The following is a 16,582-nucleotide window of genomic DNA, read 5'->3' as shown; positions in this document are numbered from 1 at the left end:
TCTCTCCTAGGTCTTCGTCTTCGTGGTCGTGCTGTAGTAGGTGCGCCAGTCGGCCAGCGAGCCCCCGCCGAACCGCTTCCACATCCGGGCGAACGCGTCGTTCTCGGAGGGGAGTTGGTAGCGGCGGGAGAAGATGGGGACCGCCTGGCAGTGGCAGTGCGGGTGAGCGCCGAACGCGGCCGTCGACCGGGACTTGTAGACCGCGCCTCGGCCGGCCATCAGCGCGCAGAAGTAGCAGGGGCTCGCGTCGGTGGCGCGGTAGTAGCCGATCGCCCCCGGGTCGTCCTGGAGCGCGGTGTGGATCGCGTCCCGGCCGCCGTCCTGGACGAGCATCCCGCCCGCCCCGGAGCCGCCGGTCTTCAGCGACTCCAGGAACTCCTTCTCCCAGGCGATCAGCTCGGCATCGTCCAGCGCGGCCGAGCCCTCCCGGGCCGGGCGCTCGCGCTCATGGCGCTCCACCCGGTCGGCGACCTGGTGGCGGAACGTTTCCTCAGCCCTGCGGGCCTCGCGCTCCAGGGCTTCGGCGGGGAAGGGGTTGCGGGTGTCCACGGGCAGAGGCGTAGTCGGTCCGGAGCCGGTCCGCTTGCCCGTGGCACGGTTGAAGTCGGCCCACAGGGAGCCGAGCGAGGCACCCGGGCGGTAGCCGGGGCCGCCGATCACACGGCCGGTCTCCAGCGCGCGCACCAGCCGGTAGAAGGCGACCGACAGCGCGTAGGAGGCCGCCGCGGATTCGCGGATCGCCGCGACGTAGGCGGCCTCCAGCTCGGTCAGCGAAGCGGCGACCTCGCGGGCCTCCACGGCGGCCAGGGCCTCGGCCCAGCGGGCGGAGAACTCACCGGCCAGGGCCTCCTGCGCGAGCTGGTACGCGGCCACCGCCCGAAGGATCTCGGCGGTTCTCGGAGTCCATGCCACGGTTGGCCGCCTCCTTCTGCTGCTTCAGGGCCTCGGCTTCGGCTGCCTCGGCCTTGCGGGCGGCTTCCTCGGCGGCCTTCACCGCCTCGTCTATGTCGGCCTGGCTGAAGCCGGGGACCTTGCGCAGCGCGACCGACAACGGGACGCCCTGCTGCATGAGCTTGACCATCGCGTCGGCGGCCTGGGCGAGCGATCGGGTTGCCTTCTCGGCCCACTCGACCTGGCTCTCGTCCTGCTCAAGCTCGCCCCGGCCGGCCGCGACGGCGCACAGCCGGAACACCGACTCCCACGACTCGCCCAGCGAGTCCTGGAGCGTACTCAAGAACCGCTTGAACGAGGTCTCGGCGGCGGCCAGGGCGTCCGCCGAGAGGTTCACCAGGTTCGACCCGGCGAGGTAGTGCGGGGGGACGTCGGCGAGCCCCATGATCTCTTCGACGGTCTGACGGCGGGAGGCCAGCAGATCGCCGGTCGGCATCGCCGGAAGCTGCCCGAACCGGGCGTCCGAGTTGGGCGCCATCAGCAGGGTGGACGGGTCCAGCGAGGGGACGTCGTACACCGGCTCGCCCGTCTCCGGGTCGCGGATCGGGTCGCCGGTCTCGGGGTCCAGCCGCTCGGCCGGCGCGAGGCCGGTGGCGAAGCGGATCGCGTGCGCGCCCCAGTGCTCGTTGAGCAGCAGCGAAAGCGTCTGCTGGTTGAGGCGGTCCTGCGAAGTGATCAGCGGCTCGACCAGGCCCCGGGTGCGGCCCCGCAGGTCCACGGCCGGGGAGAACCGCACGACCGGGCACACGCCCATGCCGTGCGGCTCGGAGGTGAGCACCGCGGCCTCCGCCTCGGCGTCCAGGTCGACGGTGTACTTCGCCACGTCGTCCCACAGGAAGCCGACGGTGCGGTCCTCGTCCGGCTGCTGCTCGGGCACGTGCAGCGCGTACACGGGGAACTCGTCCCACGCCGGGTCGGCGTAGACGGCCACCGTGCTGATCGCGTCGTAGGCCCGGATCTGTGGTTCCTTGCGGCCCTTGCGCGGGTCCGGGGTGACGACGACGTACGCGGCCCCGGAGGTCAGCGCCGCGCGGTGGACGGCGTTCTGCCGCTCGTCCAACCTGTTCTTCTGCCAGAACACCCACTCGTAGGCGTTCTCACCCGAGCCCGGCCGACGGAAGCCGGCCACCCGCAGGGCGTTCAGCGGGGCCTCCACCGCGAGGACGGAGACGTTCACGATGCTGCGCTTGACCAGGTCCTTGAACTCGCTATTGGCCTTGCTCGGCATCCACGGCGCGCGGTGGGCGCCCTGGGCGTAGCGGTCGACCAGGTTGAGCCGGTCGAAGTCGCGGTCGATCAGGTCCTTCGCGTGCCGGGCACGCTTGACGACGACGGGGAGGGACATCAGAACCCTCCTCGGGTCTGTAGCTGGCCGGGGGCCTTCTGGGGCTTGAGCTTGCCGCTCTCGGTGAGGCGGCGGTGGGCGATCCAGGCGAGGACCATGCACGCGTAGAGGTCGATCTTCAGCTTCGACTCGCGCGACTCCTTGCCGAACGAAATGCCGTACTGGTTGGGCCTCTTGCGCGCGTTGAGGGCGTGGCGGGTCAGCGAGTAGTCGCGCACGTGCGGCAGGGCCACCGTCTCGATCGCCCCGACCATCGCCATGTGCTCGGTGGTGATCTCGCGCTGGTTGGCGCGCATGTCGAAGCCGACCGACGACTTCCCGCTGGCCTTGATCAGCAGGTGCTTGCCGTACTTCTCCGACCAGTCGGCGACGTAGGACTCCCACCCGGCGACGTCGGCGAAGAAGCCGACGACGGTGTACCGCTTGAAGACGTGGGCCACCATGTCGTTGACCTCGGTGCCGTCGACCTCCCAGCCCTTGCCGGCCGGGCCGTCCGGCTTCTCCCACAGCGCGAGCTTCTGGACCGTCTTGTCCCGAACTCGCATGGCCAGAAGGCCGGTTGAGTCGTCGGTCTTGCCGCCGTCGAAGGCGAGCACGATGCGCTCGCCGGGGCGGATACCGTCCGCGGCCTCGACCGTGGCCAGGTCCCAGGTGTCGCGGTCGACCAGGGCGTCATCGTGGCTGGAGAGCTGGTTGAGGTACTTCCGGCGGGACTCGTCCTCGGTGGTGCTGGCCGACCAGATGTCTTTCATCACCCGGCCGGGGTTGATCCACACCGAGTCGCCCCGGGCGCAGAGGATCGCGGCGCGCAGCTGGTCCTCGTCGGCGAGGTCGATCCCGGGAGGGGCTTCCACTGAGTCGTAGTAGATACCGGCGTCGCGGTTGATCCCGTCGCGCTGCTTCTGGAAGGCGTACCACGTCGACTCGGCGACGCTTTCCTCCCCGATGACCGGGGCGTTGGTGATCTCCATCGTTCGCCCGCCAACTTTGGTGCTGTTGGGGCGAATTGTGGCTGCCAGGCGGGGGCCTCCCGTGGCAGCCACCCAGTGCCACGTCTCGTTGAGCAGGGAAAACGATGGGCGCCCGCCCTCCGCAGCGCGGAAGCTCGACGCCTTCGCCTCCAGACGGCACTGCCGGCCGTCGGTGTCGGCCTGGATCGCGTAGCAGACCTCCTGGCCCAGCTTGATCGCGTACCGGTCGATGGCGGCCTGGCTGAAGATCGTGGAGAACGCCGACATCGTGTTGACGTTCTGACCGGCGGCCGTGGCGAAGATCTGCACCCACGCCTCTTGCGGCGGTCCGCCGATCGGCGACCCGTCGGCGCGGAAGCCGACCAGGCGGCACGGGCCGACGAACTCCAGCGCGCAGACCGAGGCCATGGCGGGGTCCTTGCCCCAGCCCTTGAGGCGGCGCAGGGTGCCGGACTCCCAGCGAAAGGCCCTGCCCCAGGTCTCGGGGTCGTTCGGGTCCTCGGGCACGGCGTCGTCGCGCAGCTCGTACCAGCGGGCCAAGATCCTGCACTGCTCCGGGGTGTACTTCCAGTCCGGCCGGAAGGCGTGCGCCGACCAGCGCAGCAGCTCGCCTGCGAGGGTGCGGTGCGGGTGCGGGACGGTGTCCGGGATCGTGCGGACGGGCTCGTAGGTGATGGTCAGGACGGCCACCTCCTACGGCTGGGCTGCCTCCTGGCGGGCGCGCAGCTCCAGGGCGCGGGCCATCGCGGCGGAGACGTGCTCACCGGCCTCGAAGGGCGTGGTCATGTCGTGGGCCCACAGCTCCCGGGCCGTTTCGTGCGGCACGGCAGCGTCCAGGCAGGTCTGGTAGTAGGTGATCGTCCGCGCGATGCGCAGGGACTCGTCCGAGGGGCCTGCGGCCCGTGCTGCCTTGCGGCGTGCCACGGCGGGCTCCTCTCAGACTCGGTTTCCCCAGCGGGCGCCCACGGCGTCGCGGGCGTTGTGGCCGCGCTTCGGGCCGTCGCCCTCACCGCGGATCTTGGCGAGGTGGCCGGCGGCCTGCGTGCGGCTGAGCTGGGCCTGCGCGATGCCGGGGTGCAGGACCATCATTCCGGCGCGGTTGCCGCCGGGGATCATCTGGCCTTCACGGCGCACCACGGCGTCGAGCTGGGCGGCACGGGCGAGCATCGGCGCGGCGACGTCGATCAGCGCGAGGTCGGTCGGCTCAAGGTCGAGTTCGGTCTCGTACAGCTCGACCAGCGCGGTGCGGATCTTCGCCGCGTCCTTCTCGGTCGGGTCGACGTTCAACGGACCTCCCCGGGGTGGCGTCGGCGGTTTCGGGCGGGCTGCCAGCGGTCCGCGGCGGCCCGGCGGCGGGCTCGGCCGGCGTCGGCCGCATCCTTGCGCAGGACGTGCCAGTCGCACAGCGCGCGCAGGTTGGCGGAGTCGTCGGGGCCGCCCTCGGAGGCGGGGACGATGTGGTCGCAGTGGCGCGCGGGCTCGCCGCACAGCTCGCCGGTGTCGTACCGGACGTGCTGGCAGCGCCAGGCGTCGCGGTTCATCACCGCGCGGCGAAGGCGGGCCCAGTGCGGGGGGAGCGGGGTCGTCCGGCGCGAACTCGCGGTCACGGCAACCTCCTTGAGCGCAGGGCCCCGCCAGGTGCTCGACCTCGACCAGGGAGAGAGGGCCGGTCGAGGGAGCGTTGCCCTGGCGGGGCTACGAGAGGAGGCAGGCCGGCGTGCCGCAGCATCGGGAGCGCGCACGCGCGCGGTAGCTGCCTCCACCTGTATTAAGGCCGTCCGGTTAACACGCCGGCCGCCCGGGCGGTGACGCTCCGCAGTCAGTACGTGGCTCTGGGTTCATATCCCCTGGTCACACTGCGTTAGTGATCCGGAAGAAGGGATCGGCCGGCGTTCGTATCGGATCTCGGCTGCTATGACGCTCCGGGCAATAAAGGAACGCGCGCGGGAGGCACCCCCCGGGGTGCCCCGTCACGACCGCCGAACCGCCGCCACGGCCACGCCAAATCCCTTGTTCTGCAAGGGACTTGGCGTCGCTTCGCGTGCGCGCGCGTCTTCCGCCTTGGCGAGAACGAGCATGCCTCATCTATGTGATGCAGGTCACGCATTCTCCGTTCGACTTTCGCTGGTGGTGTGGTGCAGTGTTGGTCCTGCAAGCGACGGACCGACCGAAACGAGATCACGATGCGTAACCACCGAATCCCCGCCGCCCTGGGGCTGGTCATGCTGCTGGCCGGTGCCCCGTGGCAGACCGGCAACTGGGGCGGGGGGCTCGCTGCGGCCCTCCTGACGGCCCTTGTCGCCCACGGGGTCCGGCAGGTGCCCGGACTGGTCAAGCGGGCCGTACAGGGCCCGTCCGAGCCCGCTGCGGCCCCTGTCGCCCCCGCGCCGGTCAACGCCTACGACCGCGACCGCGCCGAGATCACCGGCCGCCGCCGCAACCGCCGCAACCGCGCCGGTCGTTGACCCGCCCGACTCACCCCCGGAGAACCCCCGCGATGAACCGCCGCCGCATCCTCGCCGTACTCGCCCTGACCGCCGCCGCACTCGGCGGGTGGGCCACCGGCCACACCTTCAACGAGCCGCCCGCGCCCGACACCGCCGCGCAGGTGACCGCCTTCAACGACGGGTGGGCGACCGGCATGCAGGACGCCTGCGACCAGGGCAGCGCGTACGCCTGCAACTGGCTCTCCACCACCCGCTGACCACCCGCACCACGCAAGGAACGATCATGAGCGCGACCCTGACTGACGAACTCCTCACCGCCACCGGCCAGCACTGCCACCGCTGGGAGTTCGTGACCCGTATGGAGTCCGAAGCGGACGGCCACGGGTGGGCCCGGATAGGCATGGTCATGGACGGCACGGGGGCCCTGTTGGAGGACGGGGAGGGGTGGCACCAGCACGAATCGGAAGCGGTCCGCGCACAGTCCAACTGGCAGGCCGCGTGCCGGATCATGGCGGACGCCGCCGGGGAGTGCGGGGGGCTGTGGGACACCCTGGGCGAGGGGATCGCCTACGACGCCGATTCGTTCCTGGCCAGCGACGCCGCCCGCCGGATCGCGGACAGCCTGGCCGGATACCCCCTGCTGGACGAGGACGACCACAGCACGCGGGAACACGCCGCCATGGTCGAAGAGATCGAAGGGTCACCCGTCACCCTGCCGGACGGGGTCGACGGTGAGGACATCCTGCGGGAACTCGACTGCCCGACCCCCGGTGACATCACCATGGCCATGATCGAAGACGCCTTGGAAACCCTTGGGTACGTCGCGTGCTCCGACTGTGACAAGTGGCTCACCCCCATGACCACCCGGTGCGGTGAACTCCTCTGCCGTGACTGCGCGTTGGAGGAGTCGCGCCCGGCCACGGCCACCACCGTGCCGATCCCCGGTGCCGAACCCTGGCGGGCCTACACCGTGTACGGCCACGGCGAGCCACTGACGGCCGTTCTCCAGCCCTACCTGGACGGCTACGCCGCCGAGCAGGGGGCCGCGTACCGCGAGGACGTGCGCGCCATCGTCCGGGGCTCCCGCGCCGGATACCGCGCCGTGTACGGCCGGGCCGCGTAGGCACCAGGCCCCACCCCCTCCACCTTCTCAACTACCGCACCACAGAACGGACGTACCGCCATGACCCGCACCGACATGATCCGCCTGTCCGGCTACTGGCCCAACCTGGCCAAGCTCGGCATGGACCACCCGGACGACGTGCACGCGATGTTCGACGCGTTCCGCGACATGCGCGCCGAGGGCGTGACCGGTCTGGACCTCCTGATCAGCGAACTGTTCGACGCCCCCGACAGCGTCTGACCGCCACCGCCCCCGACCACCGCACCGACCCGAGAGAGACCACCGTGAGCCGCACCGCCGAGTACCTGACCGAGCTTGCCGAGGACGCCGGACTGTTCGCCGAGCTTGAAGCCCTGACCGCCTACGCCGCGTACACCGGCAATGCCGAGTACGCCGTCGACACCTTCGAAGACGCCTACTGCGGTCAGTGGGAGTCGCTGGAGGACTTCGCCCACGACCAGCTCATGGAGACGGACGCCGAGTACCGCGCCGTACGGGAGGAGTGCCGGGGGTGGCGGCCCGCTCTGGACATGATCGCGTGGGAGTGCGACTACACCCACACGGCGGGCAACTACGTCTTCCGGTCGCTCTGAGCTGTGCGCCCCTGGTGAGGGCCCAGCGCCCACCGCCGGGCCCCCGCCAAGGGTGCACAGACACCAGGCCCCACCCCCCTTCACCCCCCACCGCCACCACGGAGGCACAGCCATGCCCGAAAACACCCCCGAGCCCACCGCCGCCGAGACCGCCGAGCAGTTCGCCGCGATCGTCGCGGACCTGCCCGACCACGAAGTGACCGCCAGCGCCGACGAGTTCGGCTGTGAGGACTGCGGCGGGGTGCTGGAGTCCGCAGCCCCCTTGTGGTTCGAGATCTACCGCCGCCCCGACGGCACCCCCGGGGTCTACGTCTACGGGGTCGGCATCGAAGGGTCCACCGTCAGCTGCAAGGAGTGCGGGCGGGCGGCCGGGGACCACGTGGCCCGGCTGGTCACCGACGCCATGGTGCCGTGGGACGCGGCGCTCAAGGGCTTGGAGGTCTGAGCCGCTTCGGTGGCGGCCGGACACCCTCCGGCCCCTGCCGTGGCCGCTCTGGCACCAGGCCCCACCCCCTCCCGAAGGAACAGCGCCATGACCACCACCCCGCCCCCCGCCCCGCTCCTTCGCTGCCCGTGCGGCGGAACCCTCGTCATCACCGTCCCCGTGTTCCTGCGGGTCGTCCACGCCGCCGCCAGCCTGCCCCCGGCGCTCTCCGTCATCGGCCTGGACATCGAACACGACGACGTCACCTGTAGCACCTGTGAGCGCCCCGCCCCCGGCCAGTTCGGCCAGCAGCTCGGCGAACTGATCTGCGCGGCGGACAACACGCTCACCGCCCACGCCTGCTGACACCAGCCCCCGCCCGGGGCACAGGCCCCACCCCCTCCCGCACCACCGAAGGAACAGCGCCACCGTGAACGCCACCGTTGCCCGTCTCGAAGCCCTCGCCGCTCGCGTCTACCGCCACGAACAGGACTGGGAGGACGCGTTCACCGACATCCCGACGTACGACAACCGCGACTTCCCCGACCAGCCCGCCGACGACAAGTACATGGGCGACGTGGACGAGATGGACGACGGGCGGGCCCACGCCAGCCGGGCACTGCTGCTCACCCTGACCGCCGAGCTGGAAGCGTTCGTCGCCGAGCTGGAGTACGCCCCGGGCGAGGTCCCGTTGATCAGTGCCGAGGACTTCGCGCTGCTGTCCCTCTGGTTCGACGGTGACCGGATCATGGCCGACATCAGCGACCCGGACGGCACCGCCAGCGCCCGACTCGCCGAGGCCGGGTACCTCACCTCCGGAACCGTCCCCGGCGCGTGGCGGCTCAGCCGGGCCGGGCACACCGCCCGCATCGCGTACACCAGGGCCCACCCCGTCGGCGTCACGGCGTGACCGACCCGGACGACTTCGAGATGGACCCCGCCGAGCTGGACGAGCTGCGCGCCAGCGTCGCGGCAGTCACCGCCGCGAACGCCGCACTGCGCGAAGAGCTCGCGGGCCTCCGGGCCGACCTGGTCGGCCTGCTCCGGGTCCTGAGCCGCTGACACCAGGCCCCGCCCCGAGGCCGGCATCCGGCACACCCCGATGCCGGCCGGGCCCAGGCCCCACCCCCACCACCCGCAGGAGACCGCTGTGCCCCGCTACGCCGTCCACATTGACGAGACCGTGTCCTACCGCTTCGTGGTGGAGGCCGACGACTACGACGCCGCCGAGGCCGCCGCCGTCGATCTCTTCGAGAGCGACGCCCGCGAAGACGGATACAGCCACTCCAACGAGATGCAGGTCTACGACCCCGAGCCGTTGGACGCGCTCCCCGCCGCCGCGTGACCGCGCGCCGCTGACACCAGGCCCCACCCCCGCCACCCCGAAGGAACAGCGCCACCGTGACCGCCCTCCGTGACAACCTCGCCCCCCTGCGCGCCGAGCTGCTGGCGCTCGCCGAAGAAACCGCCCAGGCCCTCGGTCCCGACGAGTGGACCGTCGACCCACGCCGGATACCCGACTGGCACCCGTGCGCCGAACTCGTCCGCGCCGAGGACGGGGCCCGCATCCTGATCCAGCAGGAACGGCTGCGCTCCGGCCGGTGGACCCTGCACGGCGTCCTGCCCGACAGCAGCACCTACTACTACCGGTACGACATCGAGACCGGGGACATCACCGTCACCCGGGCCAAGACCGGGGCCCAGGTCGCCCGCGACGTGCAGGGGCGGCTGCTGCCCGTCCTGGACGCGGCAGTCGCCGAGATGAGCGCCCGCCAGCACCGGCACCTGACCGACGTGCATGAGGTCGACACCATCGCCCGCCAGTTGAAGCGGGTACCCCTGACCACCGGCCGGCCGCCGGGCGAGGCGAACCGGCGCAACGGCGAGGACAACGTCCGCACCCTGCGCTGGAACCAGGGCCCCGGGACGTCCTTCCGGTCACCGCACGCCGAGGTCAAGGTCATCCGCGCCCGCTTCAGCGGGATCGAGATCACGTGCTCGCACCTCACCGCCGACATGGCAGAGGCCGTGCTGCGCGCCCTCACCGCCTCACTGCCCGCCACTGTGCCCGCCGCCGAGCTGGCCGCCTAGGCACCAGGCCCCACCCCCTCTGGCACCAGGCCCCACCCCCTCCCGCACCACCGAAGGAACAGCGCCACCGTGAACAGCACCACCCTGACGACCACGCTCCGCCTGCCCCGCGAGGACGGCCCCGCCGAGACCGTCACCGTCACCACCCCGGCCGGACGCGGCGCACAGGCCAAGCACTCGAAGGCCGTGCAGACCGCGCTGGACCTGCCGACGCTCAGCAGCCCCGGCCGCGCGGTGAAGATCGGCCCCGGGCCCCGCCCCCGGATCAAGCCCAGCCGCACCCGCACGGCTGGCGCGGGGTGGCAGCGCTGGACCGAGCCGGACGGGCGAGTCCGGTACGGCGTCGCCAGCGACACCGACCCCAGCGTCCTCGGCCTGCTCCGCCCGGCCGTCAACGCGACCCGTGCGCGGTTCCGGGTGGTCGTCCCGGCCGACGGCGGAGAGCCGTTCGCCATCGCCACCGCCCCCGGCTTCGGCTGGTACCGCGACACCAACACCGAGATGGTTCCCGCGCTGCTCCAGGACTGCCTGCCCGGCCTGCTCGTCAACAGCACCGAACTGGCGGCCTGACCCGTCCCGGTGCGGTCCGGACGCCCTCCGGACCGTGCCGAGCCCGGTCAGACACCAGGCCCCACCCCCGAGCAGTCCAGGAGAGCGCCAGCATGCCCCGGTACATCGTCCCCGTCGACCTGATCACCGTGCACGTCGTCCCCGTGCTCGCCGCCACCCCCGAAGCCGCCCAGCGCGAGGCAGAGCGCATCGTCACCGCCGACTGGGAGACCTGGTACGACCACACCGAACCCGTCTGCGTCGGCGACGCCCTCACCCCCGAGCAGTGGGACGCCGAGCAGAAGGAAGCCCCCCGGCTCGGCCTCGTCCCGATGGGAACCCCCGGCCGCCGGCCAGTGAAGGCCACCCCCGCGGCCAAGCCCCGGGCGCCCCGCACCGACCACCACGCCGACGGCTCGAAGTGCCCGCCGAGCCACAAGCACACCAGCTCGGGCAAGCCGCTCACCGACGGGTGCACCGGCCGGGCCTACTCCACCGCCACCTGCACCTGCGGCTGGACCACCCGCAACACCGCCAAGGGCTACACCGACGAGACCCGCCGCCGCCACCTCGCCACCGAGCACGGCTGACCGCTCGCCGGCACCAGGCCCCACCCCCTCCGGAGAACCCCGTGCACGTCATCCCCGAGCCGTTGAAGGTCATGGACCTGCCCCGCTCTCACACCTTCGGCTACGCCGCCCCCGGCACCCCGCCGCACGTCGCCCTGGTGGACGACGCCGACCGCCGGGCGCTGTGCGCCCCGGACACCCCGCTCACCTCGGACTGGGCGCTCAACGGTGACCCGCTCTGCCCGGCCTGCGCGCCGCTCGTCCAGCCGTGACCCCAGACCCCGCCCCCGCGCCCGCCACGACCGCCCCGGAGACACCAGTGCCCACCGCCACCACCACCGCCTACACCCTCACCTACCCCCGCACCGCCGACCGGCCGGAGATGAGCGTGCGGTTCACCGCCGCCTCCGACGCGAAGGGCACGTGGACCGTGGAGCGCCAGCCCCTCGGTGCGGCCGGCCGGATGCTCACCGGGGACCAGCCCCGCCGCTACTTCGGGGACGAGGCACGGGTCCGGGCCGAAGCCGCCTTCCGCGGCCTCGTCGTGCGCGAGTGCCTGCACGTCGGCCGGCTGCTCGACCTGGAGTTGGAGGCCACGGACGTCCGCTTCCGCAACGGCCTCCCCACGCTCGACGGCATGGACGCCGGGGAGTGGCTGGACGCCATGGGCACCGACTGACCGCCCGACGGCACCAGGCCCCACCCCCTCCCGCTCACCCGCACCACCCCCGAGGAACCCCGATGCCCAGCACCACCACCGTCCGCCTGCCCGCCGCCCTCGTCGCCGCCCTGGCCGACCGGGACGCCCTCCAGGGCAGGGGCGAGGAGGCCGTGGCCGCCGCCCTCTTCGAGAACGCCACCTACGTCAAGCGCGGGAAGGGCCACACCGTCCACGCCACCATGACCGCCGAGCAGATCGGTGTCCTCGCGGACTACCTGCACAGCCTGATCGGCCTGGTGGACTCCGGGATCGCCCCCGCCGCCGAGTTCGGTGTCAGCCGCTCCCGGCTCGACGCCATCGTGCGCGACCTCGGGCAGGCCCAGGACGCGCGTCGGCCGTGACCGGCCGCCGGCACCAGGCCCCACCCCCTCCCCGGGGTGGGGCCCGTGTCGCAATGCCGGGTGTCGGACCCTGTTTTGGTTCGAGCCCCACCTTTAGAGGCTATGTCTATGTTCTTTTTAGAATGTCACTAAAAAAGACATAATGACATAGACCCCTACGCTGTGTACCCCACCCCATCGCCCAGAGTGACCACCCGGGCGACCCACACAACGCAGGAGACACCAGTGACCACCCCCGCCCGCGCCCCCTGGATACCCGGCGGCGGAACCGCCCTGGACTGGGGCCTGCGCGACACCTGCCCCGTCGGCGTCGGCCCCGGCGGCTACCGGGGCGAAGGCGGGAAGGTGTGGTGCCTGTCCTGCGGCGACCGCTACGCCGGGCGCCCCGCCCAGGTCGGCGACGACCACCTCCACCGCGACGACGCCCACCACGCCGCCCGCCTCCACGCCGACGACCACGAAGCCGAGATCCGCCGGTACATCACCGCCGAGCGCACCCGCGAGGTCCGCGAGAAGTCCGGGTGGACGACGCGGGTGTACGCCCTCGTCTCGGCGGCGACCCGGGAGGACCCCGACGGCGGGGTGTGGTGGGACGGCACCGGCTACCGCCTGGTGCCGGCCGGGGCCCGGCTCGATGCGAAGGGCCGCCGGGTTCGCCGCCGCGTGGTCGAGCTGGTCATCAAGGCCGGGTTCCTTCAGCAGGACGAGCGCGGCGACGTGACGGCCACCCCCGACGGCCGCGCGATGGTCCGCGCCTGGCAGCACCACCGCGCCGACCTCGCCGAGCCCTGGCCCGCCCGCCACGAACCCCAGGCCCTCCCCCCGCTGCCCGGCGGCCAGGAGGACCAGCGACGCCAGGAAGCCGCCCGCCAGCTCTGGGCCCAGCTCCAGCGCCAGCACGCCGAGACCCGCGCCGAACTCGTCCGGCTCCGCGAGCAGGCCGAGCAGCGGTACCAGGACGAGCTGGCCGCCGAGCGCCAGCGCCGCGCCGACGCGTGGGCCGAGCGCGAGCGCGCCGAGCGGGCCCGCACCGGAGCGGACATCGACCTGACGTGGTCCGCGGAGGGTGCCGGCCGCTGGACCGTCACCGGCTCGGGCCACGACCGCCGCCTCGTCGTCACCCTCAACGACCGCGACTTCGCCCACGACTCTTACGAGATCCGGGAGAACGGCCACCACATCTCCCGCCACCGCTACCGCCACCAGGTCAACGCCGCCGTGCAGCAGCTCCTCGCCGACGGAGTCGAGATCGGCGAGCGGACACCAGGCCCCACCCCCGCGGCCTCCGCCGAGCCGGACCCCGCCGAGCCCGCCGGTCGTTGGCACCAGGCCCCACCCCCCGCCCTGGGCGACTGGCCAGCACGGCCCGAAACGCGATGCACCCCCGCCTCCAAGGGATGGCGGGGGTGCCCAGGGCAGGCGCGGAGGCCGCTACAGTCCCAGGCCCTTACGGATGGCGTCGATACCATCAGCCATGGCGTAGAACTCGTCCAGGGTGTATCGGACTCCCAGGAGGTCAGGGTTCTGGCTGTCCCCCTGGTAAACCCCGATCACGTCGCCGGCACTGTTCCGGATGGCCGCAAAGGTGGCGCACGCGCCGTTGCCCTCGCTCAGCGGCGACTTGATCCGCTCTTCCACCGGCGGAGTGACGTCGTACAGCTCTTGCTTCTCCATCAAGATCACAGTTCCTTGCTAACCGTTTCGATCAGTTCCAGCGATTCTTCCGGAGTCAACGCCTTCGCAGCCAGGTAGTCAAACCTCCGACGCCGGGCCCGTACCTCCTTCGGGTCTTCCAAGATCGCCACGCTTGTCCCGGTATCCATGCTGGCCACGCCCGGGTCACCCGGAGTCGGGTAGTCCAAGACGTTCAAGTTGACCTGAGTAGCCGCAGCCGCTCCAGCTGAGAAGGGGACGATCCGCAGCGTGATGTTCGGCCGCTGCATGATCTCCACCAGGTGATCGAGTTGAGCCTTCATCACCACCGGCCCGCCGACCTGTGCGCGGATGGCGGCCTCCGAGCACAGCGCGTCCAGGACGGCCGGATTGTCGGACCGGAAGAAGATGTCCTGCCGCCGAAGGCGCACGGTGTGCTGGGTAGCGGTCTTCTCGACGCCATTCTCCAACTGATGGAACTCGTCCACAGCCTCCATGTACGGACGCACCTGGCCGGGCCAGGGGATCAACGCACCAGTGGAGATGCGGACCTTGTTGGCGGGGTCTTCGAGTTCGATCAGCCGGACGAGGCTGCGTGGAAGGTGAGCAAGGTACTCATCCCACCATGCTGCCTGAGACGCCCTGGCAGCCCTGATCTCCGCAAGGACATCGAGGCGGATGGCTCCGTCCACCCCGTACAGGTCGAACATCACCATCAACTGGCGGTCGGTGGGTAGCTGGCCGCCGTTCTCCATCAGGGAGACAAGATCCTGGCTCTTGCCGAGAGCCAGACCGACCGTTGCCTGCGTCACGCGCGGGCGGACTTCCGTACGAAGCGCCTTGAGCCGCCGGCCGACGCTCACCATCGCGCGGGACGCTTGCGGTTTCGCCACGCTCCGATCCTCCCTGTCCTGCGGAAACGCTGCCGAACCGAGAGTAGCGCCCAAAGTGGGCGACAAGCCTCGTACGAGTGAACTTTGACGGGTACTCACGAAGGGCTTGCGTACGAGCCGCTCGTACGAGGAAACTCAATTCCGCACCAACCGCTACGAGCCATCTGCGGAGTGTAGTGCGTCCGCGATGGCGCACGGCTCCCTCCGGCCGATCTGTGGAGGAGCTGTGCGAGAACTGATCACTCACGTTCATGTGAGTCCGTATGCCCTCTTGATCCGCTCGGCGAAGTTCGAACCTGACCCCACGGTGGTTCGCCTGGTCCGCGCGTTCATCAGGAAGTGCTGTCTTGAAGTCGGCATCGACCCCCACACGCCGATGGTCCTCGCCTGCGAACTGGCCACGAACGCGATCCGGCATGCCGGGACGCCGTTCAAGGTCACCTTCGTGGCCCTGGAAGGTCGGCCGATGTGGATCGAGGTGGAGGACGGTTCCGTTGAACTGCCCAAGCCCCGCGCCGCTGGCCCGAACGACCTCGGCGGCCGTGGCTTCGAGTTGATCGAGGCGCTGGCGGCGAGCTGGCACACCGACCTCAACCTCAGCGCGGGAAACAAGATCGTTTGCGTCACGCTCAAGGAGGACGCCGAAGAGGGGGAGAAGGAAGATGACTCCGACGACGGGAACGCCGCCGATACATCCCGTGTTGGCGGAAAGCACCGAACTTCGGCAGGGCAGCCGGATCTACATCGAGGCCCTTACCCCCGAGCAGTTGCAGCACCTCGGCCGGCCTGAGCTTCCCATTCGGCTGACCATCAGCGGCATCGTCGCCGACCCCACCGGGGAGCGCCCCCCACCAGTCCTGGAGCTGCGGTTCGACCGCGAGATGTTGGCGGGCATTGAGCAGCAGATTCAGGGGCTCCAGCTCCCGGCCGAGCCCGACCCGGCCGACGCCGTACACCCTCCGGAACCCCTCGTCCGCAGGACCCCCGGGGAGTGGCTTCACGAGAAGCTGAAGCCCGAGGAGATCGCCGAACGGCACGGAACCTGGACCGGGCTTGGAGCCTCGGCCGAGAAGATGGAGCTGTTCCGGGATGCCCTTCGAAGGGCGGAGGCGATGACGTGACGACTATCGCCGAGTCTCCCGTACGAGCCGTGTCGGACACCGAGCTGACCGGGACGATCACCGCGGCCTTTTCCTACAAGGACGAATCCGCCAGCCTCGCCCGAGAACTGATCAAAAACACTCTCCTCCGCTGGGACCTGGTCGGCCTGGTCGAGAACGCTGTTCTGGTCACCAGCGAGTTGATGACCAATGCGATACAGACGGGGTGCCGGCGCAGCATCACCTTGACCGTGGAGCGGATCGGAGAGTCTGCGGTTCGGATCTCGGTCGAGGACGGGTCGCGCTACCCGCCCGTCTTCATCAAGTCCGGCCTGCCGGCCGACCCGGACCGGGTTCCGGCGGGCGGTCGCGGCCTGGTGATCGTAGACGGGCTGTGCAAGCGCTGGGGGCTCGATCTCCGTCCCCGGGGCAAGTGTGTGTACGCGGAGATCCATGGTCCTAGCCGCCCTCGGCGTTGACCTCCAAAGCTCCCGACCTGGTTCGGATGGGGAAGTCCGCCAGGCCGGGCCCCACCGGGAATCCCCCGGTGATCGTCGCACCACCTAGCAGGAAGGAACCGAGAGATGAACGTGAACGAGCCCGTCATCGAGGCCACCGAGGACGACGACGACGTGACCGTGATCGGCGACGCGGCGGCCCTCACCATGGGCGGCCAGGCGGACGGCGGCGAGGGCAAGCGGCACGTGTACTCGTACACCGGCTGATCATCCCGCTGTAACTGCGGTGCGGCCCGTCGGGGCCCCACCGCGCCACATTACGCCCCAGATGACCACGGGGGGGACCAAGGCCA

Annotated in this window: 28 protein-coding genes; 21 read left to right on the top strand and 7 right to left on the bottom strand. The window is 71.0% G+C overall.

Annotation, left to right across the window (positions count from 1 at the left end; translation table 11 throughout):
* Nucleotides 1–6: 6 nt before the first annotated feature.
* From ACFXAM_RS04100 to ACFXAM_RS04075, 6 genes are read right to left on the bottom strand one after another with little or no spacing between them, the layout of a single operon-like run.
* On the bottom strand, nucleotides 7–873 hold the full coding sequence (locus ACFXAM_RS04100) for a hypothetical protein (protein WP_380287441.1): 867 nt from the start codon (nucleotides 871–873) through the stop codon (nucleotides 7–9).
* Nucleotides 833–2,296, bottom strand: coding sequence for a phage portal protein (locus ACFXAM_RS04095; protein WP_380287440.1), 1,464 nt, complete (start codon nucleotides 2,294–2,296; stop codon nucleotides 833–835). The genes ACFXAM_RS04100 and ACFXAM_RS04095 overlap by 41 nt, the downstream gene beginning before the upstream one ends.
* Nucleotides 2,296–3,957, bottom strand: a complete 1,662-nt coding sequence (locus ACFXAM_RS04090) for a terminase (protein WP_380287439.1) — start codon at nucleotides 3,955–3,957, stop codon at nucleotides 2,296–2,298. The genes ACFXAM_RS04095 and ACFXAM_RS04090 overlap by 1 nt, the downstream gene beginning before the upstream one ends.
* 3 nt (nucleotides 3,958–3,960) lie before the next feature.
* Nucleotides 3,961–4,191, bottom strand: a complete 231-nt coding sequence (locus ACFXAM_RS04085) for a hypothetical protein (protein ID WP_380287438.1) — start codon at nucleotides 4,189–4,191, stop codon at nucleotides 3,961–3,963.
* A gap of 12 nt (nucleotides 4,192–4,203) precedes the next feature.
* Entirely contained in the window at nucleotides 4,204–4,554 is a 351-nt protein-coding gene (locus ACFXAM_RS04080; RefSeq protein WP_375956600.1) for a hypothetical protein, read from the bottom strand.
* Nucleotides 4,551–4,874, bottom strand: coding sequence for an HNH endonuclease (locus ACFXAM_RS04075; protein WP_375956597.1), 324 nt, complete (start codon nucleotides 4,872–4,874; stop codon nucleotides 4,551–4,553). The genes ACFXAM_RS04080 and ACFXAM_RS04075 overlap by 4 nt, the downstream gene beginning before the upstream one ends.
* Nucleotides 4,875–5,450: 576 nt before the next feature.
* Here ACFXAM_RS04075 and ACFXAM_RS04070 point away from each other — a divergent pair.
* The 17 genes from ACFXAM_RS04070 to ACFXAM_RS03990 all read left to right on the top strand — a co-directional run bounded on the left by ACFXAM_RS04070 (nucleotide 5,451) and on the right by ACFXAM_RS03990 (nucleotide 13,877).
* The gene (locus ACFXAM_RS04070) at nucleotides 5,451–5,732 is read left to right on the top strand and encodes a hypothetical protein (protein ID WP_380287437.1); all 282 of its coding nucleotides are present in this window, start codon (nucleotides 5,451–5,453) and stop codon (nucleotides 5,730–5,732) included.
* A gap of 32 nt (nucleotides 5,733–5,764) precedes the next feature.
* Nucleotides 5,765–5,971: a hypothetical protein gene (locus ACFXAM_RS04065; RefSeq protein ID WP_375956595.1), complete on the top strand. Its 207-nt coding sequence runs from the start codon at nucleotides 5,765–5,767 to the stop codon at nucleotides 5,969–5,971.
* A gap of 26 nt (nucleotides 5,972–5,997) precedes the next feature.
* Complete coding sequence (locus ACFXAM_RS04060; RefSeq protein ID WP_380287436.1) at nucleotides 5,998–6,837, top strand: hypothetical protein; 840 nt, start codon at nucleotides 5,998–6,000, stop codon at nucleotides 6,835–6,837.
* Between the two features lie 60 nt (nucleotides 6,838–6,897).
* Complete coding sequence (locus tag ACFXAM_RS04055; protein ID WP_380287435.1) at nucleotides 6,898–7,077, top strand: hypothetical protein; 180 nt, start codon at nucleotides 6,898–6,900, stop codon at nucleotides 7,075–7,077.
* 44 nt (nucleotides 7,078–7,121) lie between these two features.
* Complete coding sequence (locus ACFXAM_RS04050; protein ID WP_380287434.1) at nucleotides 7,122–7,430, top strand: antirestriction protein ArdA; 309 nt, start codon at nucleotides 7,122–7,124, stop codon at nucleotides 7,428–7,430.
* 112 nt (nucleotides 7,431–7,542) lie between these two features.
* Nucleotides 7,543–7,875, top strand: a complete 333-nt coding sequence (locus tag ACFXAM_RS04045; RefSeq protein ID WP_380287433.1) for a hypothetical protein — start codon at nucleotides 7,543–7,545, stop codon at nucleotides 7,873–7,875.
* 87 nt (nucleotides 7,876–7,962) lie between these two features.
* Nucleotides 7,963–8,220, top strand: coding sequence for a hypothetical protein (locus ACFXAM_RS04040; protein WP_380287432.1), 258 nt, complete (start codon nucleotides 7,963–7,965; stop codon nucleotides 8,218–8,220).
* A gap of 64 nt (nucleotides 8,221–8,284) precedes the next feature.
* Nucleotides 8,285–8,764 (top strand): hypothetical protein, encoded by a 480-nt coding sequence (locus tag ACFXAM_RS04035; RefSeq protein ID WP_380287431.1) that lies wholly within the window; start codon nucleotides 8,285–8,287, stop codon nucleotides 8,762–8,764.
* Nucleotides 8,761–8,916, top strand: coding sequence for a hypothetical protein (locus ACFXAM_RS04030; RefSeq protein WP_380287430.1), 156 nt, complete (start codon nucleotides 8,761–8,763; stop codon nucleotides 8,914–8,916). Before ACFXAM_RS04035 ends, ACFXAM_RS04030 begins: the two co-directional genes overlap by 4 nt.
* Before the next feature lie 88 nt (nucleotides 8,917–9,004).
* Complete coding sequence (locus ACFXAM_RS04025) at nucleotides 9,005–9,199, top strand: hypothetical protein (protein ID WP_380287429.1); 195 nt, start codon at nucleotides 9,005–9,007, stop codon at nucleotides 9,197–9,199.
* Nucleotides 9,200–9,255: 56 nt separating this feature from the next.
* Complete coding sequence (locus ACFXAM_RS04020; RefSeq protein WP_380287428.1) at nucleotides 9,256–9,945, top strand: hypothetical protein; 690 nt, start codon at nucleotides 9,256–9,258, stop codon at nucleotides 9,943–9,945.
* 69 nt (nucleotides 9,946–10,014) lie between these two features.
* On the top strand, nucleotides 10,015–10,515 hold the full coding sequence (locus ACFXAM_RS04015; protein WP_376170270.1) for a hypothetical protein: 501 nt from the start codon (nucleotides 10,015–10,017) through the stop codon (nucleotides 10,513–10,515).
* A 92-nt stretch (nucleotides 10,516–10,607) separates the two neighbouring features.
* A complete protein-coding gene (locus ACFXAM_RS04010; protein WP_380287427.1) occupies nucleotides 10,608–11,084 on the top strand; it encodes a hypothetical protein in 477 nt (158 codons plus the stop codon).
* Nucleotides 11,085–11,125: 41 nt separating this feature from the next.
* Entirely contained in the window at nucleotides 11,126–11,335 is a 210-nt protein-coding gene (locus ACFXAM_RS04005) for a hypothetical protein (protein ID WP_380287426.1), read from the top strand.
* 47 nt (nucleotides 11,336–11,382) lie between these two features.
* The gene (locus ACFXAM_RS04000) at nucleotides 11,383–11,742 is read left to right on the top strand and encodes a hypothetical protein (protein WP_380287425.1); all 360 of its coding nucleotides are present in this window, start codon (nucleotides 11,383–11,385) and stop codon (nucleotides 11,740–11,742) included.
* Nucleotides 11,743–11,804: 62 nt separating this feature from the next.
* The gene (locus ACFXAM_RS03995; protein WP_380287424.1) at nucleotides 11,805–12,125 is read left to right on the top strand and encodes a hypothetical protein; all 321 of its coding nucleotides are present in this window, start codon (nucleotides 11,805–11,807) and stop codon (nucleotides 12,123–12,125) included.
* Nucleotides 12,126–12,350: 225 nt separating this feature from the next.
* Nucleotides 12,351–13,877 (top strand): hypothetical protein, encoded by a 1,527-nt coding sequence (locus ACFXAM_RS03990; RefSeq protein ID WP_380287423.1) that lies wholly within the window; start codon nucleotides 12,351–12,353, stop codon nucleotides 13,875–13,877.
* Here ACFXAM_RS03990 and ACFXAM_RS03985 read toward each other — a convergent pair.
* Nucleotides 13,805–14,671: a helix-turn-helix domain-containing protein gene (locus ACFXAM_RS03985; RefSeq protein ID WP_380287422.1), complete on the bottom strand. Its 867-nt coding sequence runs from the start codon at nucleotides 14,669–14,671 to the stop codon at nucleotides 13,805–13,807. The genes ACFXAM_RS03990 and ACFXAM_RS03985 overlap by 73 nt on opposite strands.
* A gap of 226 nt (nucleotides 14,672–14,897) precedes the next feature.
* Here ACFXAM_RS03985 and ACFXAM_RS03980 point away from each other — a divergent pair, with 226 nt between their 5' ends.
* From ACFXAM_RS03980 to ACFXAM_RS03965, 4 genes are all read left to right on the top strand, one after another.
* Nucleotides 14,898–15,461: an ATP-binding protein gene (locus ACFXAM_RS03980; RefSeq protein WP_380287421.1), complete on the top strand. Its 564-nt coding sequence runs from the start codon at nucleotides 14,898–14,900 to the stop codon at nucleotides 15,459–15,461.
* Nucleotides 15,439–15,792: a hypothetical protein gene (locus tag ACFXAM_RS03975; RefSeq protein WP_380287420.1), complete on the top strand. Its 354-nt coding sequence runs from the start codon at nucleotides 15,439–15,441 to the stop codon at nucleotides 15,790–15,792. Before ACFXAM_RS03980 ends, ACFXAM_RS03975 begins: the two co-directional genes overlap by 23 nt.
* Before the next feature lie 29 nt (nucleotides 15,793–15,821).
* A complete protein-coding gene (locus tag ACFXAM_RS03970; protein ID WP_380287419.1) occupies nucleotides 15,822–16,250 on the top strand; it encodes an ATP-binding protein in 429 nt (142 codons plus the stop codon).
* A gap of 105 nt (nucleotides 16,251–16,355) precedes the next feature.
* On the top strand, nucleotides 16,356–16,496 hold the full coding sequence (locus tag ACFXAM_RS03965; RefSeq protein ID WP_380287418.1) for a hypothetical protein: 141 nt from the start codon (nucleotides 16,356–16,358) through the stop codon (nucleotides 16,494–16,496).
* Nucleotides 16,497–16,582 lie beyond the last annotated feature (86 nt).

It is taken from the genome of Kitasatospora sp. NPDC059462 (assembly GCF_042749955.1).
Lineage (GTDB): Bacteria > Actinomycetota > Actinomycetes > Streptomycetales > Streptomycetaceae > Kitasatospora.
Note: the sequence above shows the minus strand (reverse complement) of the source record. Positions and strands in the feature narration are given on the sequence as shown.

What these genes read in the sequence shown, in the direction of transcription:
- ACFXAM_RS04095 (WP_380287440.1), bottom strand. Translation starts at nt 2,296, where the DNA reads ATGTCCCTCCCCGTCGTCGTCAAGCGTGCCCGGCACGCGAAGGACCTG.
- ACFXAM_RS04070 (WP_380287437.1), top strand. Translation starts at nt 5,451, where the DNA reads ATGCGTAACCACCGAATCCCCGCCGCCCTGGGGCTGGTCATGCTGCTG.
- ACFXAM_RS04065 (WP_375956595.1), top strand. Translation starts at nt 5,765, where the DNA reads ATGAACCGCCGCCGCATCCTCGCCGTACTCGCCCTGACCGCCGCCGCA.
- ACFXAM_RS04060 (WP_380287436.1), top strand. Translation starts at nt 5,998, where the DNA reads ATGAGCGCGACCCTGACTGACGAACTCCTCACCGCCACCGGCCAGCAC.
- ACFXAM_RS04055 (WP_380287435.1), top strand. Translation starts at nt 6,898, where the DNA reads ATGACCCGCACCGACATGATCCGCCTGTCCGGCTACTGGCCCAACCTG.
- ACFXAM_RS04045 (WP_380287433.1), top strand. Translation starts at nt 7,543, where the DNA reads ATGCCCGAAAACACCCCCGAGCCCACCGCCGCCGAGACCGCCGAGCAG.
- ACFXAM_RS04040 (WP_380287432.1), top strand. Translation starts at nt 7,963, where the DNA reads ATGACCACCACCCCGCCCCCCGCCCCGCTCCTTCGCTGCCCGTGCGGC.
- ACFXAM_RS04010 (WP_380287427.1), top strand. Translation starts at nt 10,608, where the DNA reads ATGCCCCGGTACATCGTCCCCGTCGACCTGATCACCGTGCACGTCGTC.
- ACFXAM_RS03995 (WP_380287424.1), top strand. Translation starts at nt 11,805, where the DNA reads ATGCCCAGCACCACCACCGTCCGCCTGCCCGCCGCCCTCGTCGCCGCC.
- ACFXAM_RS03965 (WP_380287418.1), top strand. Translation starts at nt 16,356, where the DNA reads ATGAACGTGAACGAGCCCGTCATCGAGGCCACCGAGGACGACGACGAC.